General features: G+C 53.5%; 17 protein-coding genes. 4 read left to right on the top strand and 13 right to left on the bottom strand.

The window, feature by feature from the left end; genetic code table 11:
* Window positions 1–502: 502 nt before the first annotated feature.
* From ubiB to hslV, 7 genes are read right to left on the bottom strand one after another with little or no spacing between them, the layout of a single operon-like run.
* Window positions 503–2,080 (bottom strand): ubiquinone biosynthesis regulatory protein kinase UbiB, encoded by a 1,578-nt coding sequence (gene ubiB, locus NP596_RS09105; protein ID WP_256615009.1) that lies wholly within the window; start codon window positions 2,078–2,080, stop codon window positions 503–505.
* A gap of 16 nt (window positions 2,081–2,096) precedes the next feature.
* A complete protein-coding gene (locus NP596_RS09100) occupies window positions 2,097–2,741 on the bottom strand; it encodes a ubiquinone biosynthesis accessory factor UbiJ (protein WP_256615007.1) in 645 nt (214 codons plus the stop codon).
* Window positions 2,741–3,334 (bottom strand): Uma2 family endonuclease, encoded by a 594-nt coding sequence (locus tag NP596_RS09095; protein ID WP_256615006.1) that lies wholly within the window; start codon window positions 3,332–3,334, stop codon window positions 2,741–2,743. The genes NP596_RS09100 and NP596_RS09095 overlap by 1 nt, the downstream gene beginning before the upstream one ends.
* A 25-nt stretch (window positions 3,335–3,359) precedes the next feature.
* A complete protein-coding gene (gene ubiE / locus NP596_RS09090; protein WP_256615005.1) occupies window positions 3,360–4,109 on the bottom strand; it encodes a bifunctional demethylmenaquinone methyltransferase/2-methoxy-6-polyprenyl-1,4-benzoquinol methylase UbiE in 750 nt (249 codons plus the stop codon).
* Between the two features lie 8 nt (window positions 4,110–4,117).
* A complete protein-coding gene (locus NP596_RS09085) occupies window positions 4,118–4,507 on the bottom strand; it encodes a gamma-butyrobetaine hydroxylase family protein (RefSeq protein WP_256615004.1) in 390 nt (129 codons plus the stop codon).
* Window positions 4,508–4,510: 3 nt separating this feature from the next.
* Entirely contained in the window at window positions 4,511–5,830 is a 1,320-nt protein-coding gene (gene hslU / locus NP596_RS09080; RefSeq protein WP_256615003.1) for an ATP-dependent protease ATPase subunit HslU, read from the bottom strand.
* Between the two features lie 4 nt (window positions 5,831–5,834).
* Window positions 5,835–6,401, bottom strand: coding sequence for an ATP-dependent protease subunit HslV (hslV, locus tag NP596_RS09075; protein ID WP_256615002.1), 567 nt, complete (start codon window positions 6,399–6,401; stop codon window positions 5,835–5,837).
* Window positions 6,402–6,576: 175 nt separating this feature from the next.
* On the opposite strand from hslV, the gene NP596_RS09070 reads away from it, so the two are divergent.
* Entirely contained in the window at window positions 6,577–7,044 is a 468-nt protein-coding gene (locus NP596_RS09070; protein WP_256615001.1) for a hypothetical protein, read from the top strand.
* Window positions 7,045–7,087: 43 nt separating this feature from the next.
* Here the strand turns inward: NP596_RS09070 and NP596_RS09065 are convergent, their stop codons facing one another.
* From NP596_RS09065 to NP596_RS09050, 4 genes are read right to left on the bottom strand one after another with little or no spacing between them, the layout of a single operon-like run.
* A complete protein-coding gene (locus NP596_RS09065) occupies window positions 7,088–7,552 on the bottom strand; it encodes a nucleoside deaminase (RefSeq protein ID WP_256614999.1) in 465 nt (154 codons plus the stop codon).
* Complete coding sequence (metA, locus tag NP596_RS09060; RefSeq protein WP_256614998.1) at window positions 7,553–8,617, bottom strand: homoserine O-succinyltransferase MetA; 1,065 nt, start codon at window positions 8,615–8,617, stop codon at window positions 7,553–7,555.
* A 13-nt stretch (window positions 8,618–8,630) separates the two neighbouring features.
* Window positions 8,631–9,479, bottom strand: coding sequence for an ATPase (locus NP596_RS09055; RefSeq protein ID WP_256614997.1), 849 nt, complete (start codon window positions 9,477–9,479; stop codon window positions 8,631–8,633).
* A gap of 10 nt (window positions 9,480–9,489) precedes the next feature.
* Window positions 9,490–9,792, bottom strand: coding sequence for a DUF6763 family protein (locus tag NP596_RS09050; RefSeq protein ID WP_256614996.1), 303 nt, complete (start codon window positions 9,790–9,792; stop codon window positions 9,490–9,492).
* A 132-nt stretch (window positions 9,793–9,924) separates the two neighbouring features.
* On the opposite strand from NP596_RS09050, the gene NP596_RS09045 reads away from it, so the two are divergent.
* Window positions 9,925–10,131: a SlyX family protein gene (locus NP596_RS09045; protein ID WP_256614995.1), complete on the top strand. Its 207-nt coding sequence runs from the start codon at window positions 9,925–9,927 to the stop codon at window positions 10,129–10,131.
* A gap of 190 nt (window positions 10,132–10,321) precedes the next feature.
* On the opposite strand, the gene NP596_RS09040 is transcribed toward NP596_RS09045, so the two are convergent.
* Window positions 10,322–11,587, bottom strand: a complete 1,266-nt coding sequence (locus NP596_RS09040; protein WP_256614994.1) for a D-alanyl-D-alanine carboxypeptidase family protein — start codon at window positions 11,585–11,587, stop codon at window positions 10,322–10,324.
* 46 nt (window positions 11,588–11,633) lie between these two features.
* Window positions 11,634–12,536: a cation diffusion facilitator family transporter gene (locus NP596_RS09035; RefSeq protein WP_256614993.1), complete on the bottom strand. Its 903-nt coding sequence runs from the start codon at window positions 12,534–12,536 to the stop codon at window positions 11,634–11,636.
* Window positions 12,537–12,762: 226 nt separating this feature from the next.
* Between NP596_RS09035 and NP596_RS09030 the strand changes: the two genes are divergently transcribed.
* Together NP596_RS09030 and NP596_RS09025 are read left to right on the top strand one after the other, a co-directional pair.
* Window positions 12,763–13,788 carry a GlxA family transcriptional regulator gene (locus tag NP596_RS09030; RefSeq protein WP_256614992.1) on the top strand — a complete coding sequence of 342 codons (1,026 nt, stop codon included), beginning with the start codon at window positions 12,763–12,765 and terminating at the stop codon, window positions 13,786–13,788.
* Window positions 13,789–13,875: 87 nt separating this feature from the next.
* Complete coding sequence (locus tag NP596_RS09025) at window positions 13,876–16,038, top strand: hemerythrin domain-containing protein (RefSeq protein WP_256614991.1); 2,163 nt, start codon at window positions 13,876–13,878, stop codon at window positions 16,036–16,038.
* The last annotated feature ends 149 nt before the right edge of the window (window positions 16,039–16,187 follow it).

Below are 16,187 nucleotides of genomic sequence, written 5' to 3'. Positions count from 1 at the left end.
TTCAGGTAAAACAACCACGGCATCTATTTTAAAGGGATGTCGGCGTTTGGTATAGGCAAATGCCTTGCGCAATAAATCGACATTATCAATCAATAATCGGTTTTCCTTTCGTTGCGCCAAATTTACGGTAAAAAACCATGATGCGCCGGGAATATAGAGTCTACGATAATCCGTCATATTAGATCGATGGTTTATGCCATTATTATCATCATCCGATGCGCCGCCCGTTGGTTGGCACATCCTACCCGAGTTTCAAAATTAATCGCCATTTATCGTGAATTTTAAATGTCGGGTATGCGCCGAATAGCGAACATACAACGTTGCATAGTTAATGGCTACCCTGGATCGTTTTTACCAGTCTGCGTAGCCCATTGGAATGAAATGAAATCCGGGGAATGAAGCTATAAAACCCGGATTGTGCTTCGCATTAGGCGAGGGTTTTCGGAAGGGGAATTCCGCCCCCAAAGGAAACTAACGGCCTACCGGAAAAAGCGGGTAGGCTTCAACCGAGAAAACCCGCCAACAACGGCGATTGCAACAATATGGTCCCGGCCACCATTAACGCGCCGGTTAAAATCGCCCATAGGGTGCGGTTGTTATTACGATTCAACTGCTTGCGCAGCTGGAGCATTTCCTGATTGTGCTGCTGAATCTGTTGCTGCATCTGGGCATTGCTTTGCAGGGCCTGAAATATCAGGGCCGGAAATTCCGGCAGTTGCTCGGTCATTTCCGGTAGTTTCGACAGCAATTCCTTGATTTTGGCCGCCGGGCCCAAGCGTTGCTTGAACCAGTTCTCCAGAAACGGCTTGGCGGTTTGCCACAAATCCAGATCCGGATATAGCTGGCGGCCCAAGCCCTCGATATTCAGCAAGGTTTTTTGCAACAGCACCAACTGGGGTTGCACCACCATGTCGAAGCGGCGGGCGGTCTGGAACAATCTCAACAGCAGCAGGCCGAAGGAAATGTCTTTCAAGGGCTTTTCGAAAATCGGCTCGCAGACGCTACGTATCGCTGCTTCGAATTCCTCCACCCGGGTGGTCGGCGGTACCCAGCCCGATTCGATATGCATTTGGGCGACGCGGCGGTAGTCGTGGTTGAAAAACGCCAGAAAATTTTCCGCCAGATAGCGTTGGTCGGTATCCGACAGGCTGCCGACGATGCCGAAATCCACCGCCAGATATTTATCCGGCAACTGCACGAATATGTTGCCGGGATGCATGTCGGCATGGAAAAAATTATCCCGGAACACCTGGGTAAAAAAGATTTCCACGCCGCGCTCGGCCAGCTTTTTGAAATCGGCGTTACCGTTGCGCAAGGCCTGAATATCGCCGACGGGAATGCCGTAGATACGCTCCATCACCAACACCTTGCGGCGGGTCAGCGGCCAGTGGATTTCCGGAATATACAGCGAGTCGGACTTTTTGAAATTATTGCGGATCGCGCTGGCATTGGCCGCTTCCCGCAGCAAATCCAGCTCGTCGAGGATGGTTTTTTCGAATTCGGCCACCACTTCGGTGGCGCGGAGCCTGCGGGCATCGCTCCAGAAGCGTTCCGCCAGGCGCGCCAATTCGTAGAGCAAGCCGACATCGGAGTGGATTTTATCTTCGATATCCGGCCGTAACACTTTGACGATAACTTGTTCGCCGGTCTTCAATTTAGCCGTATGCACCTGCGCCACCGACGCCGACGCCAACGGTTTTGGATCGAACTCGTCGAAGGCGGCCTCGATCGACTGGCCCAGTTGTTCTTCTATGATGCCGCGCGCGGTTTCGGCGGAAAACGGCGGCACCCGGTCCTGCAACTTGACCAGCTCTTCGGCGATGTCCTCGGGCAGCAAGTCCTTGCGGGTCGACAGGGTCTGGCCGAATTTGACGTAAATCGGCCCCAAATCTTCCAGGGTGCGGCGAATCCGCACGCCGCGCGATTCCGTGGGTTTGCGAAACCAAAACGTCGGCGAGAAATAGGCCAGATAACGGATCGGCCGCAACAAATGGGTTTTTAGAACAATCTCATCCAGACCGTGAGTCATCATCACCCAATTGATATGGATCAGGCGCATGAGAATTTTGGGGCGTATCACGACAAAGTCCTTGGGTTTATTGAAGCTCGGAAGCTTTATGCAGGGCGGCGGTCAAACGCTCGACCCGGGCGTCGAGCCGGTCGGCATCGCCGCGGAGGGCGTCGATCTGTTGAAAAGTCAGTTCGGCTTCGGCCTTGGCGGGCAAGTCGCGGGTTTCTTCCTGCAGAAATTCTTCCAGATTCAGGCGAAAACTGGTCAACGCATGCCGGGTCCAATCGCGGCTGCCGCGCAGCAAGCCACTCAAACGCTGGGCAAAACGGTCGCCGGTGTAACGGGCCAATTTGGCTTCCAGGTTGATATCCAGTTTTTCGAACAGCCGTTGCAGCTTGTGCGCCAGCTGGGTATCGCCTTCGATGCGCACCTCGCCCTTGAACAACGCATGCATCGGCGTGGCGCTCAAACCCATCAAGCCCAGAGCCGATAAAGAACCGCTTAAGCGGGCATCCGCCTCGCCGGCATAGCTTTCCAGCATCTGCATACGATCGTGGGCCGGACACAGATACAGGGTTTCGTTAAACGGAGTAATATGAACGGCGATGACTTTGCCGGCCATGGGCGCCAAATATTGCTCTATCTGCTCGTCGAGCGTTAAATAGCTGTTCAGCGCGGTTTCCAGGACACTAATCAATAGCGGTTTGATATGGGTTAAATTGCCGGTCATTAGCCTGCCTGTTGTGCGAGTTGTTGCTGATAATCCCGCATGTCTTCGTTGTCGACCCGCTGATACAAGTCGGTAACATTAACGGTCAAGCCTATCGATTCCAAGTTGAAGCTATCGCCGAGAAAATAATGCTCGGCAAACCAATTTTGCGACCGGCGGAATAGCTCGACTTCGACATGATCCTGTTCGATCAGCACGTATTCCCGCAGGCTGGGCAAGGTTTTGTAAGCCGCCGGTTTAGTGGTTTTGTCCAGGCGGCGAGTGGACTTGGAGAGCACTTCGATGATCAAAGTCGGCTTATCGGTGTAGTAGTCGTCACCCTGTTCGTCGTCGCAAACCACCATCACATCCGGGTAGAAAAAACAACGCCCGGCTTTAACTTTGATTTCCGAGGAAAAAGTCATGCAAGGACTGGCTTGCAGGTGATTGGCGATCCTTTGCACGCAGTTGCTCACCAGCAAATTATGATTACGGCTCGTCCCGGCCATCGCAAACACTTGACCATCGATATATTCGTGCCGAAGTTCGGCGATCAGTTCGCCTTGCAGGTACTCTTGCTCACTGATGAAGGACTGAGCCCGTTCAAGCGCCATAAAACCTCCTAAACCTGGGGTGGCCTCAAAACTTATAGCCTCTGTGCACCGCTACAATGCCCTGCGTCATGTTGAAATACTCGCAACGCTCCAGGCCGGCCGCTTCCATCATGCCTTTCAATTCATCCTGCTTGGGATGCATGCGGATCGATTCCGCCAAATAACGGTAGCTGTCTTCGTCCTTGGCAACGATGGCGCCGATTTTCGGCAGCAGTTTGAAGGAGTAAAAATCGTAAACTTTTTCGGTGATCGGGTCGGTGGGATGGGAAAATTCCAGCACGATTACCCGGCCGCCGGGTTTCAACACCCGATACATGGATCGCAACGCCGCGTCCTTGTCGGTGACGTTGCGCAGGCCGAAGCCGATGCAGACGCAATCGAAGCTGTTATCGGCGAACGGCAGGCATTCGGCGTTGACTTGCGCGTATTCGATATTGCCGGCCAAGCCGCGGTTGATTAAACGGTCGCGCCCGGTGCGCAGCATGGCCGCGTTAATATCGGCCAATACCACCCGGCCGGTTTTGCCGACGCGTTTTTCGAACAGCGTGGTCAAATCGCCGGTGCCGCCGGCCAAATCCAGTACCTGATCACCCTCGCGAACATTGGCCAACTGCACCGCCACCCGTTTCCAGATGCGGTGTATGCCCAACGACATCAAGTCGTTCATCACATCGTACTGGCTGGCGACCGAATCGAACACGCCGCGCACCAGCGCAACCTTTTCCTGTTTGGGAACTTCCTTGAAACCGAAGTGAGTAGTGTTGTCGTTTGTCATGATAGCAATTAATTTTTTAAGGGCGACTTGCGGCTGATGCCGGCCGCGCGGAGTTGTTCGAGATAATTCGACCACAGCAGCGGAAATTCCGAGCCTAATTTATACAGCAAATCCCAGGAATAAATCCCGCTGTCATGGCCGTCGCTAAAGGTCAGCGCTATGGCGTAATTTCCGACCGGGCGGACGTCGGTGATAGTTACATCCTGTTTGCCGATTTGCAGGGTTTCCTGACCGGGGCCATGTCCGACGGCTTCGGCGGATTGGGTATAAACCCGCAAGTATTCGCCGGGCATTTCGAAAATGCTGCCGTCGTCGAAATGGATTTCCAGGATCGCCGACAGCTTGTGCAGCTTGATTTCGGTCGGCGAGCAGTGGCAAGGGGTGATTTTCAGGCGCATGGTTTACAGAATGTAGCGGCTCAAATCTTCATCGGCGGCCAGTTCCCGCAGATGCGCGTCCACATAGGCGGCATCGATACGAACGGTTTTTTCCGGCATATCCGGCGCATCGAAGGAAATTTCTTCCAGCAGTTTTTCCAAAATGGTATGCAAGCGGCGCGCGCCGATATTTTCCACGCTTTCATTCACCTGCCAACCCAATTCGGCTATGCGTTGGATACCGTCGGCGGTGAAACTGACGTCCACGCCTTCGGTGGCCAACAAGGCTTGATATTGCTCGGTCAGGGAGGCATCCGGCTCGGTCAGGATACGGACGAAATCCTCCGCGCTCAAGGCGCTGAGTTCTACCCGGATCGGAAACCGGCCTTGCAGTTCGGGAATCAGATCCGACGGCTTGGTCAAATGGAAGGCGCCGGAAGCGATAAACAGAATATGGTCGGTTTTGATCATGCCGTATTTGGTGGTGACGGTGCTGCCTTCCACCAGCGGCAGCAAATCGCGCTGCACGCCTTCGCGGGAGACTTCGCCGCCGCCCATTTCCGCCCGCTTGCAGATCTTGTCGATTTCATCCAGAAACACGATACCGTGTTGCTCGACGGCTTCCAGCGCGGTTTGCTTGATGTCGTCTTCGTTTACCAGCTTGGCCGCTTCCTCTTCCTGCAGCAGCTTCATGGCGTCCTTGATTTTCAATTTGCGTTCCTTGGTGCGGCCGCTATGCAGGTTTTGAAACATGCCCTGCAACTGGCTGGTCATTTCTTCCATGCCCGGCGGCGCCATGATTTCCACCCCCACCGCGGGTGCCGCCACGTCGATCTGAATTTCCTTGTCGTCCAATTGGCCTTCGCGCAATTTTTTACGCATTTTTTGCCGGGTGGATTCCTCGGATTCGGATAGCATGCCCCCCTCCGCTCTGGGCAACAAAATATCCAGCACTTTTTCCTCGGCCGCATCGGCGGCGCGGTTTTGCACCTTTTCCATCGCCGACAGACGGGTCATTTTTACCGCCGTGTCCACCAGATCGCGAATGATGGACTCCACGTCGCGGCCGACGTAACCGACTTCGGTGAATTTGGTGGCTTCGATCTTGATGAAAGGCGCATTGGCCAAGCGGGCCAAACGGCGGGCGATTTCGGTTTTACCGACGCCGGTAGGGCCTATCATCAGAATATTTTTCGGCGTGATTTCCTCGCGTAGCGCCGGCGCGACCTGACTGCGGCGCCAACGGTTACGCAGCGCAATCGCCACCGAACGCTTGGCGTCGGCTTGGCCGATGATATGTTTATCCAGTTCGCTGACGATTTCTCTTGGGGTCATTTGACTCATGGGTTTATTCTTTCTCCGGCGCTTGCGGCTCCGCATCCAGTTCTTCGATGCGCAGATTGCGGTTGGTATAGATACAGATATCGGCGGCGATATTCAATGATTTTTCCACGATTTCGCGCGCGCTCAAGTCGGTATTTTCCAGCAAGGCCCGGGCGGCGCTTTGCGCAAAGGCGCCGCCGGAACCGATGGCCATGAAATCGTGCTCGGGTTCGATGACATCGCCGTTGCCGGAAATGGTCAACAAGGCTTTGCCGTCGGCAATGATCAGCAGGGCTTCCAGCTTGCGCAAGGCCCGGTCGGTGCGCCAGTCCTTGGCCATTTCCACGGCGGCGCGGGTCAGGTTGCCGCGATGTTTTTCCAGTTTGCCTTCAAAGTGTTCGAACAGGGTAAAGGCGTCGGCGGTGGCGCCGGCGAAACCGGCAATCACCTTGTCGTGATATAAACGCCTGACCTTGCGGGCATTGCCTTTCATCACGGTATTTCCCAAAGTGACCTGCCCGTCGCCGCCGATCACGACCTTATCGCCGCGCCTGACAGCCAGGATGGTGGTGCCTCTCAGTTCTATACTCATTTGTTCCAACTGCTACCAAGAAAAGTCGAGGATTTTACATGGTATGAATGGCGATGGGCCAGAAGTTTCAAGTGACCCCACCCGTTATCCGGTTGTTTAATGATTGAATTGTGTGAAAAAACTGATTAAAGTTGGATTGGAAAAACATAATAAAAACAACATCAAGAGGCCCGCTATGAAATTATCCACATCCTGGAAAAGTGCCATCCTATTGACCGGCTTGGCTTTCGCCCCCCTGGTTTCGGCAATTACGCCCGCCGAGGAAACGGAAAAAAAATGCGTCAAACCCAAGTTCAGGGATTTCTCTCCCGCTCCCAATTCCGAAGTAAAGCCGGAAACCGAGATCTCCTTTCACATCAACCGCAATGCCGACCCCCTGCACATCGGCGCCAGCGCCAAAAAAATTCCGCTGAAGGTCGAAATAGACGACAAAAAGACTTTTTACTACGTCACCGCCAAACTGCCGGCGGAATTACGGGACGGCTATGCCCGTATCCATATCGAAGCCAAGGCCGCAGAAGGCGACTGCATAGGCCAGGACGGCTGGCTAGTTAAAATCAGCGAGAATGCCGCCGCGCCCAAGATAGAGCGCGAACAAAACGGGCAGGATAGCAGCCTTTCCAGCGCGGAAAACGAGAACTAACGTTGGTCCGGCGGGCCGGATCGCGCCATCCGGCCCGCTCCGTTCAATAGCGAATCTTGGTTTCCAGCCGGTTCCAAGCCTGAAAAGGCGAAGCAGACCCGGCCAAATCGATGTAATGCATGGCAATATTCCGTTCAGCCGGTAATTTGGGAATTTCGTCGTAAATGAAACTATCGTCGAATCCGGCCGCGGCGGCGTCGAAACGGTTGCGGGCAAAGTAAACGGCTTGCAGGCGCGCCCAATAAATCGCCCCCAGGCACATCGGGCAAGGCTCGCAACTGGTGTAGAGAATGCAATCGGCCAACTGAAAATCGCCCAGGCGTTGGCAGGCGAGCCGGATAGCCATGATTTCGGCATGCGCGGTAGGGTCGAGATTGGGCGTAACCCGGTTTCCGCTACCGGCAATAATACGGTGTTCTTTTACCACCAGCGCGCCGAACGGCCCGCCGCCATTGGCGACATTGGCGCAAGCCAGATCGACCGCCTGCCGTAAAAAATCCGCGTGCACTTATAACCCCAACGGATTTTCCGGATCGATGCCGTCCATAAACGGCAGACGCCGGTCTTCGTTGGTGATTTGATACACCTTGCCCAGCCAGTTGTTAAATACGGCTTTGGCCGAATCGCGCCAGGTAATGTCGAGATGGGGCACGATTTGCGCTTCCGGCATGGGTTCCAGCGGCCTGCCCTTCGCCTTGGCGAGTATGACCCGCCCGGCATAATCGGCCAGCAGTTTTTGCACGCCGGCATCGAAATAATGGTCGGGGAACGGCGGGTAATCGTCGCGCTCGTCGTTATAGTAGCGTAGCACCTCGCGCTTATATTCCTTTAACAGGCTGATGTCGTCGTATTCCGGATGGCCTTGAAAGAACACGATGCGAAAACCGTCCGGACTCACCGCCAGATGCACCCCGGCCTCATCGCTGACCACCAGCACTCTCAAGCCGTGCTTCTCCATGTCGGCCCGAAATACTTCGTTAAAGCGCGAATGCGGTACATCGAAGCGGGTGTTGATTTCCGCTATTAAGGGATGCTGCCTGTCCACGACCTTGTGCGAGAAAACGCCCCAGCGTTTTTCCGGTAGACGGGTGCGTTCGACGCCGTAACAACTTTGAATCAGCGCATGCGTGGCCAGACAGGAACAGAGGATGGAGGTCACATTCCGCTTGGCCCACTCGAACACTTCCGTCAGGGGCTGCCAAAAAGCTTCGTCCTGCAAATGGTCATGGGTGACATTGGCGCCGCTGATGATCAGCGCATCCAGGCCGTCTCGTTTGATTTGCTCGAAACTTTCGTAATAACGCTGAATATGTACCCTAGCGGCGGAGTTTCTTTCCAGTCCGTCTATGGTAAAGGGATGTACGTGAAATTGGGCGATCTGGTTGCAGGCGCCCACCAGGCGGAAAAACTGCCGCTCGGTGGCTTCCATGGCCGCATCCGGCATGATATTGAGCAGACCGATATGCAGCTCGCGAATGCATTGATGGCTGGCGCGCTCCGGAGTGAGAATTTCCTCGCCCTCCTCGTGCAAGCGTTGAAAGGTCGGCAAATCGGTATGAGCAACTAACGGCATTACTATAACCCGCTCAATTTTGCTGAAGCGCAATGGCTTGCGCAATCAATTGCATAAAATCGTCTTCGTCGCGAACCTTGGCCACTTCGTCGCCATCGACCGTGTAACCGTATTGCGCGGCAATCGCCTCATAACGCGGTACCCGCGCTTTAAACAATTCGGGAAACACCCAGCAGACAAAATCGTCCGGATCGATCTGCTCGGTAGAGGTAAAGCCTCTTTCTCGCATGAACAGCGCCAGTTTTTCATCGACGAATTCCGGCCGGTAATACAGCGGCTTGGGGTCTTTTTTAGCCCGTTCGATGATGGTTTGTTCCAACGCCGGCGGAATTTTGATGTACAGCAGCAAGGTATGCTCAGCCAGCTTTTCTATCACTTCCGGGCAATTCAGTTCGCAAACGCTGCCGCCGGCATCGTTGATGAAGTGTTTATAGCCATAGATGGCTTCGGCTTTATGGATAAACTCGGGGACATCGTTCATGGCGGCGATTTCGGCCTCATGATGCAGGGCCTGCCGGCGTTTGAATTCCGCCAAACTCAGCCCGCCCTTGGCGGGATCGCCGATTTTGCCCAGAAAACTGGATACCGGGGACAGGTTTTCAACCGTGATGTTGCTGCAAATATAGATAGAGTCGGATTTCAGCAAGTCCCGCAAAAAAGGCACGCCCATGGCTTGCTGCTTGATGTTGTCCAGAATCGGCTCTTCCAGGTATTTGGTGCCGATGCGGTAATCGCCGGAATAATGAAACCACTTGTCGCGCGGCAATTTGCTCGACAGCGTGGTTTTGCCGGCTCCGGACATGGCCAGCAGGGTGATGCTCTTGGATTCCCAGTCCAAAAATTGTTGCGGGGTCATTTTCATAAAACGCTACTCAATCCAAAAAATTGCTGATATCCAAATCTTCCTGATCCGGACGGGCGTGTCTATCGGGGTCGCTGTAACCCAAATCGTCGGGTTCTATGTCGTCGAACGGCGCACTCCAGTCTTCCGGATCTTCTATATAGTCAAAGGTCGACGCATACCAGGCGTCATTGTCGTACTCGCCCAAATCGCCATTGGCATATTGCACGTCTATGGTTTCTTCCTTACTGTCTATGGCAACGACTTTAAAGGTGAGGTTATTTTCAAAATCTTTATACCAACGGCCTATGACCGGATCTGTGATCGTTGTCATTGTCGCATCCTCGCTGTGGTTGATGGTGAAGCTATCATAGCCGAGTTTTTTCAGGCCGTGTCAACGGGCCGGTAAAATTGCGAGCTAAATTCTATTAGAATATACCTATCATCCATACACCCTCGGCAGGCCATGAGCGAAGAACGTATTATCGAGCTGGAAATCAAACAAGCATACCAAGAGGACTTGGTTCAAGCGCTCAATAGCGTGGTTGCCGAACAACAAAAACAAATCGGCAAGCTGGAAGAAACCTGCAAATTACTGCACGACAAAATTAAAAGCCTGGCCCAAGCCGAACGCAATCCCGAGATTGCCGATGAGCGGCCGCCGCATTATTAGTAATTTAAATTCAATAATTTAAAAAAAACACAACTAACAAATCATTCTGTTTTGCTGTTTACGCCACCGCCCGGATGGCGTCGACTGGGCTGCGAATTTCGCCGATGAGCATTGGCAGACTAAAAGCCGCCTGCATTATCGATTTTCATGCCGGTAAAAAAGAAATCCTGCAAATCCGGAAATAGCCTCATTAACCCGGTAACAAGGTGCAATCCCGGCCCCTGGCCCGTAATTTCTTGCAGAAATCCCTGGCTTGCGTTGAATTCAAGTTCATCCACTCGGTACGCCACAGCAGTGCGCCCTTGGTTTTGATCCTGACCACATGCGGTTGGCCGGTTTTTGCCGCCGGGCCCAACGCATAGCGCGCTTGCTTTAGGTTGACATCGGCGTCGATTTTGCGGCTGTGATCGCCCAGCATGACGGTCCAATGCTCGTTGGCCGCGTGGCTTTTTGGACTTTTGGTTTTAAGCGTCCTCTTGTCGGCCAAACGGGCAGACTTGCCGGGCTTGATGAGAATGGGTTCCGAACGGACGGAACCGGAATCGGCCCCCATTTGTTCGGCGCTGCCGGCGCAGCGATTGGACGATAATTGAAACGGCGGCGGCGTAAAATTCGCGTCCCGCAATTGGGCTACCGGCATACCGTAGGCGCCCAGCTGGGATTTTTCGAACCCCAGGTCCAGTAAGTTGGCCATTTGCCGGAAGCGTTCGGCACTGCTGTGCGCGCCCAGCAATACTCCAATCAAGCGGCGGCCGCCGCGGCGGGCGGACGCAATCAGGTTATAGCCGGAGCCGCAGGTAAAACCGGTCTTCAAGCCGTCCGCATCGGGATAGGTTTTCAAAATTTTGTTGGTGTTCGGCAAAACCCGGCCTTTATAAGCGAATTCGGTGGCCGAAAAATAGCGATAGTATTGCGGAAAATCCCGAATCAGGGCCGCGGACAACAAGGCCAAGTCGCGGGCGCTGCTGATTTGGCCTTCGTCGGGCAAACCGCTGGCATTTTGAAAGGCGCTATTATACATGCCCATGCTCTGCGCCTGCCGGGTCATCATGGCGGCGAATTGCGACTCGCTGCCCCCCAGCCGTTCGGCCAATACCACGGCGGCATCGTTGGCCGAGCGGGTGGTAACGGCCATGATGGCGTTCTCGACGCTGATGGTCTGGCCTTGACGCAAACCCAGCTTGGACGTCGGTTGCCGGGCCGCGTGCGCGGACACGCTCAGCGTATCGTGCAATTGCAAGCGGCCCGCTTCGATAGCGGCAAACGTCATATAAATCGTCATGACCTTGGTCAGGGAAGCCGGATACCAACGCTGGGTGGCTTCCACTTCGTGTACGATGCGCCCGCTATCGGCATCGATGACGATCGCCGCGTAACGCGCGGAGGCGGACCCGCCCATCAGTAATAAAAAAGCGCCGGCAAACAGGCGGGTTTTGAGGTTTTGAGCAACGTTCAAGATGTTAATTCTCTGCGGATTAATGGCCTAAGTATCTGCCGGTCATTTAATCAGAATTATCGATTTCAAAAAAGACCCAATTTACACGATTATGGGCGGATTTGATCTGTTGCTCCATTTTATTGATCGCCACCGCCGCTTCGGCCACCCGCAAATCCGGCAATAACTCGGCTTTGACGGCAACCATTACCTGATTGCCGTGACTAATGGCCCAAATATTCAATACCCGCACCACCTCGGGCTGCTGCTGTAAAAAGGAACGTACCGCATCGCGAATGGCCGTATCCGCCTCGCCGAGCAACAACGAATGCACTTCCCGCCCCACCAAAGCGGCCACAATCACCAACAGCATGCCTATCATGATCGAACCCATCGCATCGTAAACGCTATTACCGGTCAGCATGGTCAAACCCAGCATCAGCGCGGCTATGACCAAGCCCAGCAAGGCCGCCAAGTCCTCGCCGACCACCACCATCAACTCGCTGGACTGGGTTTCCCTGAACCATTGCCACAAACCGCGCCGGCCTTTTTCATCCTGCAAGGCGCTTAAAGCGCCTTTTAACGAAAACGCCTCCAGCGCCACGGCGATCAATAAAACCAACATCGCCGCACCGGCATTTTCCACCTCATGCCGTTCGCCCATGCGCAGCCAACCTTCGTAAATGGAAAACAAGCCGCCCACCGAAAACAAGGTTATCGCCACCATCATGGACCAGATATAGGATTCGCGCCCGTACCCCATCGGATGTTTAGCCGTCGCCAAGCGCTCCGCCCGCTTCATGCCGATAAACAGCAAGACCTGATTGCCGCAATCGGCAAAGGAATGAATCGCTTCCGCCAATAACGAACCGGAACCGGTCCAAATCGCGGCCCCGGTCTTGCTAACGGCGATGCCCAAATTTGCCGCAAAGGCGTAAACAATGGCTTTCGTGGAATTATCGTGTGGCATGGGATTAATGTAGTAGATGAGTATCGATAAAAATCGGCCCAAACAAACATCTGGGCAGCCCGGCGTTAAAGTTTAGCCGATTCGAAGGCAAAGTTAGGCCGCAGCCCTTTCGCGACAGCATAAAACGTCAACGTTAATGGCTGGCGGAAAACGAGGGATGATTGTCATTGTATAAGTCATGGTAATTAGACATGATGTTAGCACGCTCAGCCATAGAGGTGTCGCCATGACGACTTTCAGTTTTTCCAAGCCCGATAGCTTTAAATATCAATCCAGAACCATTGGCATCGTGGCGTTTCCGGACGTGGAGGTTTTAGACATTACCGGCCCGTTCGAAGTATTTAATTTTGCCAACCTGGGCCTGATCCACCAAGGCATTACCCAGCAAAACATTTATACCCTCAAACTGCTTGCCGAAACGCCAGGCCCGATTACCACAATGTCGGGTTTACAGATCGTGGCCGAAGACATCTACGACGCTCCGAACGCCGCGTTCGATACCTTGTTGATTCCGGGCGGCCGCATAAAAAATGCGTTAAACAATGAAAAGCTGATTGCCTGGATTAGAGCCATGTCCCCCAAGGTACGCCGCCTGGTATCAGTGTGCACCGGGGCTTTTCTACTGGCCGAAGCCGGGTTGCTGGAAGGCCGCAAAGCCACTACCCACTGGGATTTTTGCCAACCCCTTGCCAAAAACTACCCCGGCATTCAAGTCGAGCCGGATTATATCTTTATTAAAGACGGCCATATTTTCACCTCGGGCGGTATCACCTCGGGAATCGATTTGGCCCTGGCCTTGCTGGAGGAGGATTGGGGTCGGGATTTGGCGTTATATGTGGCGCGTTATTTGGTGGTGTTTTTGAAGCGTCCCGGCGGCCAGTCGCAATTCAGCAGTTATTTGACGAATGAAGCCAGCCATCGCCCGGATCTGCGGGATCTGCAGGTTTGGATCATGGAACATATCCATCAGGATTTACATGTCGAAGCCCTGGCTACCCGCATGGCGATGAGCACCCGTAATTTCGCCCGCCTTTTTTCAGCCGAAACCGGCATGACGCCCGCCAAATTCGTGGAAATAACCCGCATCGACCGCGCCAGATTTTTACTTGAAACCGGCGATCTCGCCGTGGAATCAATCGCGGAAAAAACCGGCTTTAAAGATTCGGAACGCATGCGGCGCGCATTCATACGTCAGTTGGGGGTTAATCCGCAAAATTACCGGCAACGCTTTAGCGGTTCGACTATCGCATAACCGTTCGGCATACCTTTAAACATGCAACGGCCATGCTTTGTTGACGTTGGCTGCGAATGGAACAAACACTCAACTCAGGAGATTGACATGAAAATATTACTGATTTCCACCGCATTTTCCGGACTCACCCAGCGCTTTTATACCGAACTGAACGATGCCGGGTACGAGGTTTCCGTCGAACTGCATCTGGGTGACGAAGCCCAATTGCTGGAAGGCGTGCAGCTTTTTCAACCCAATTTGATTCTATGCCCGTTCCTGACCAAGCGGCTACCGGCCACCATCTATCAGCACTATCCCTGCCTGATCGTCCATCCCGGCATCAAGGGCGATCGCGGCCCCGCGTCTTTAGACTGGGCGATACAGCAGGGCGAGAAAGAATGGGGCGTCACATTGCTGGCAGCGGCCGATGAAATGGATAGTGGCGCCATTTGGGCCAGTAAAACTTTCCCTTTACGTCCCGCCACGAAAAGCAGCGTGTTTAACCGCGAAGTGACTCAGGCGGCGGTCGAGTGCCTATGGGAGGCGTTAACCTATTTCGATGCGCCCAACTTTCAACCGGAACCTTTGGAATACAGCAAACCGGGCATTAAAGGTCAGTTGCGCCCGCAGATGAAACAAAGCGAGCGTAAACTTGACTGGAAAAAACATAAAACCGACGACATTCTCGGACATATTCATGCTGCCGACGGCTGCCCCGGCGTATTGGATGAAATGTTCGGCCAACCGTTTTATCTGTTCAATGCCCATAAGGAAACCCAGCTAAGCGGCAAGCCCGGCGAAATTATCGCCATGACCGATCAGGCCATTTGCCGCGCCACCGTTGACGGCGCAATCTGGATCGGGCATTTAAAACCCAAACTGGCCGATGGCAAGGGCATCAAACTGCCGGCTACTCAAGCCTTGCGGGATTGTTGGCCAAAACCTCAGTCCGGTCTGCAAAGCTGGCTAAGCAAACCCATCAAAACCCTGGAGATTGATTACACCCAACCCGGCCGGCAACTGCCCTGCCAGGAGGTCTGGTACGAGTTGCTGGGCGAGGCGGCTTATCTTTATTTTCCGTTTCATAACGGCGCCATGAGCACCGCGCAATGCCGACGGCTGCTGTCGGTGTATCGGCATCTCGCCACCCTGAATGTCAAAGCCATTGTTTTGATGGGCGGCGAAGACACTTGGTCCAACGGCATCCACCTGAACCATATCGAAGCAGCGGACGACCCTGCCGACGAATCCTGGCAAAACATCAATGCCATGGACGATCTGATTTATCAAATTATCACCACCCTGGATAAATTAACGCTGGCTGCCATTTCCGGCAACGCCGGCGCCGGCGGCGCGATTTTGGCCGTTGCTCCGGATAAAGTCGTGGTCAGGGACGGGGTGATTTTCAATCCGCATTACAAAAACATGGGCGAACTGTACGGTTCCGAATACTGGACTTATTTATTGCCCAAACGCGTCGGCCAAACCGCGGCCACGCAATTAACCGAACAGCGCTTGCCCATCAGCGCCAAAAAAGCCTGGCAACTAGGCCTGGTCGATAAAGTGCTGGATAAACAACATTCGATTTTTACTGCCCAAGTCAAACATCTGGTCGACACCTATGTCGGCAATCCGGCCGAATTGCAAAGACTGTTGACCGATAAAGCCAATACCCGCTGTATCGATGAAATCAGCAAACCCTTGGCCGCTTATCGGAAATTCGAATTAACCCAAATGTATGCCAATTTTTATACCGATAATGCCTATCACGCGGCCAGACAATGCTTCGTTTACAAAAAGCCGTTGACTAAAACGCCGGACAATCTGGCCAAACATAGGCTGGATAGCTTTGTAAAACCCGCATCGCCCGGCGGCATGGTGCATTTCGTCTGGCAGGACAGTTACGCGCTGGGCGACGAAAAAATAGACCGGGAGCATAAGGATTTTTTTGAACTGGCGGAAAAACTACTCTCGTCTCCGCATAAACTCACCTTGTTGGAAACCCTGTCCGAATTACAGCAGCATGTGAAAGCGCACTTCGCTGAAGAAGAAAGCTTAATGTATCGCACAGGCTTTCATTCGACCAAAAGTCATGCCAAGGAACACGAACTGATGCTGGAACAATTGCTAGCCATAACAGCGAAAATAGAGCATGACAATTGGCAAGCGCAGGATTTGCAGGAATTCATCGGTAAATGGGCTCAACATATTCAGCATTCCGATATGGCATTTAACAGTCACTGGAAAGAGATGAATGTTTACTGCTTATGATTCGAAGCCCCTGACCGCCGACAAGGTGTTTTAACCCGGCTTCACGGGCTGTCCTGACGATCGCGGTAGCGGCCGGCAGACCATTGATCATGACCCTACGATTGTTTTTATCCAAAGCCAAAGGGTAGACTGGGATAAATTCGATGGAG

The sequence above is a fragment of the Methylomonas rivi genome (assembly GCF_024505165.1).
Taxonomy (GTDB): domain Bacteria; phylum Pseudomonadota; class Gammaproteobacteria; order Methylococcales; family Methylomonadaceae; genus Methylomonas; species Methylomonas rivi.
This window is presented reverse-complemented; position numbering and strand designations above follow the sequence as displayed.

Coding starts and splice junctions, on each gene's coding strand:
- NP596_RS09100 (WP_256615007.1), bottom strand. CDS start 2,741: ATGACCGGCAATTTAACCCATATCAAACCGCTATTGATTAGTGTCCTG.
- NP596_RS09095 (WP_256615006.1), bottom strand. CDS start 3,334: ATGGCGCTTGAACGGGCTCAGTCCTTCATCAGTGAGCAAGAGTACCTG.
- ubiE (WP_256615005.1), bottom strand. CDS start 4,109: ATGACAAACGACAACACTACTCACTTCGGTTTCAAGGAAGTTCCCAAA.
- NP596_RS09085 (WP_256615004.1), bottom strand. CDS start 4,507: ATGCGCCTGAAAATCACCCCTTGCCACTGCTCGCCGACCGAAATCAAG.
- hslU (WP_256615003.1), bottom strand. CDS start 5,830: ATGAGTCAAATGACCCCAAGAGAAATCGTCAGCGAACTGGATAAACAT.
- hslV (WP_256615002.1), bottom strand. CDS start 6,401: ATGAGTATAGAACTGAGAGGCACCACCATCCTGGCTGTCAGGCGCGGC.
- NP596_RS09070 (WP_256615001.1), top strand. CDS start 6,577: ATGAAATTATCCACATCCTGGAAAAGTGCCATCCTATTGACCGGCTTG.
- metA (WP_256614998.1), bottom strand. CDS start 8,617: ATGCCGTTAGTTGCTCATACCGATTTGCCGACCTTTCAACGCTTGCAC.
- NP596_RS09055 (WP_256614997.1), bottom strand. CDS start 9,479: ATGAAAATGACCCCGCAACAATTTTTGGACTGGGAATCCAAGAGCATC.
- NP596_RS09050 (WP_256614996.1), bottom strand. CDS start 9,792: ATGACAACGATCACAGATCCGGTCATAGGCCGTTGGTATAAAGATTTT.
- NP596_RS09045 (WP_256614995.1), top strand. CDS start 9,925: ATGAGCGAAGAACGTATTATCGAGCTGGAAATCAAACAAGCATACCAA.
- NP596_RS09035 (WP_256614993.1), bottom strand. CDS start 12,536: ATGCCACACGATAATTCCACGAAAGCCATTGTTTACGCCTTTGCGGCA.
- NP596_RS09030 (WP_256614992.1), top strand. CDS start 12,763: ATGACGACTTTCAGTTTTTCCAAGCCCGATAGCTTTAAATATCAATCC.
- NP596_RS09025 (WP_256614991.1), top strand. CDS start 13,876: ATGAAAATATTACTGATTTCCACCGCATTTTCCGGACTCACCCAGCGC.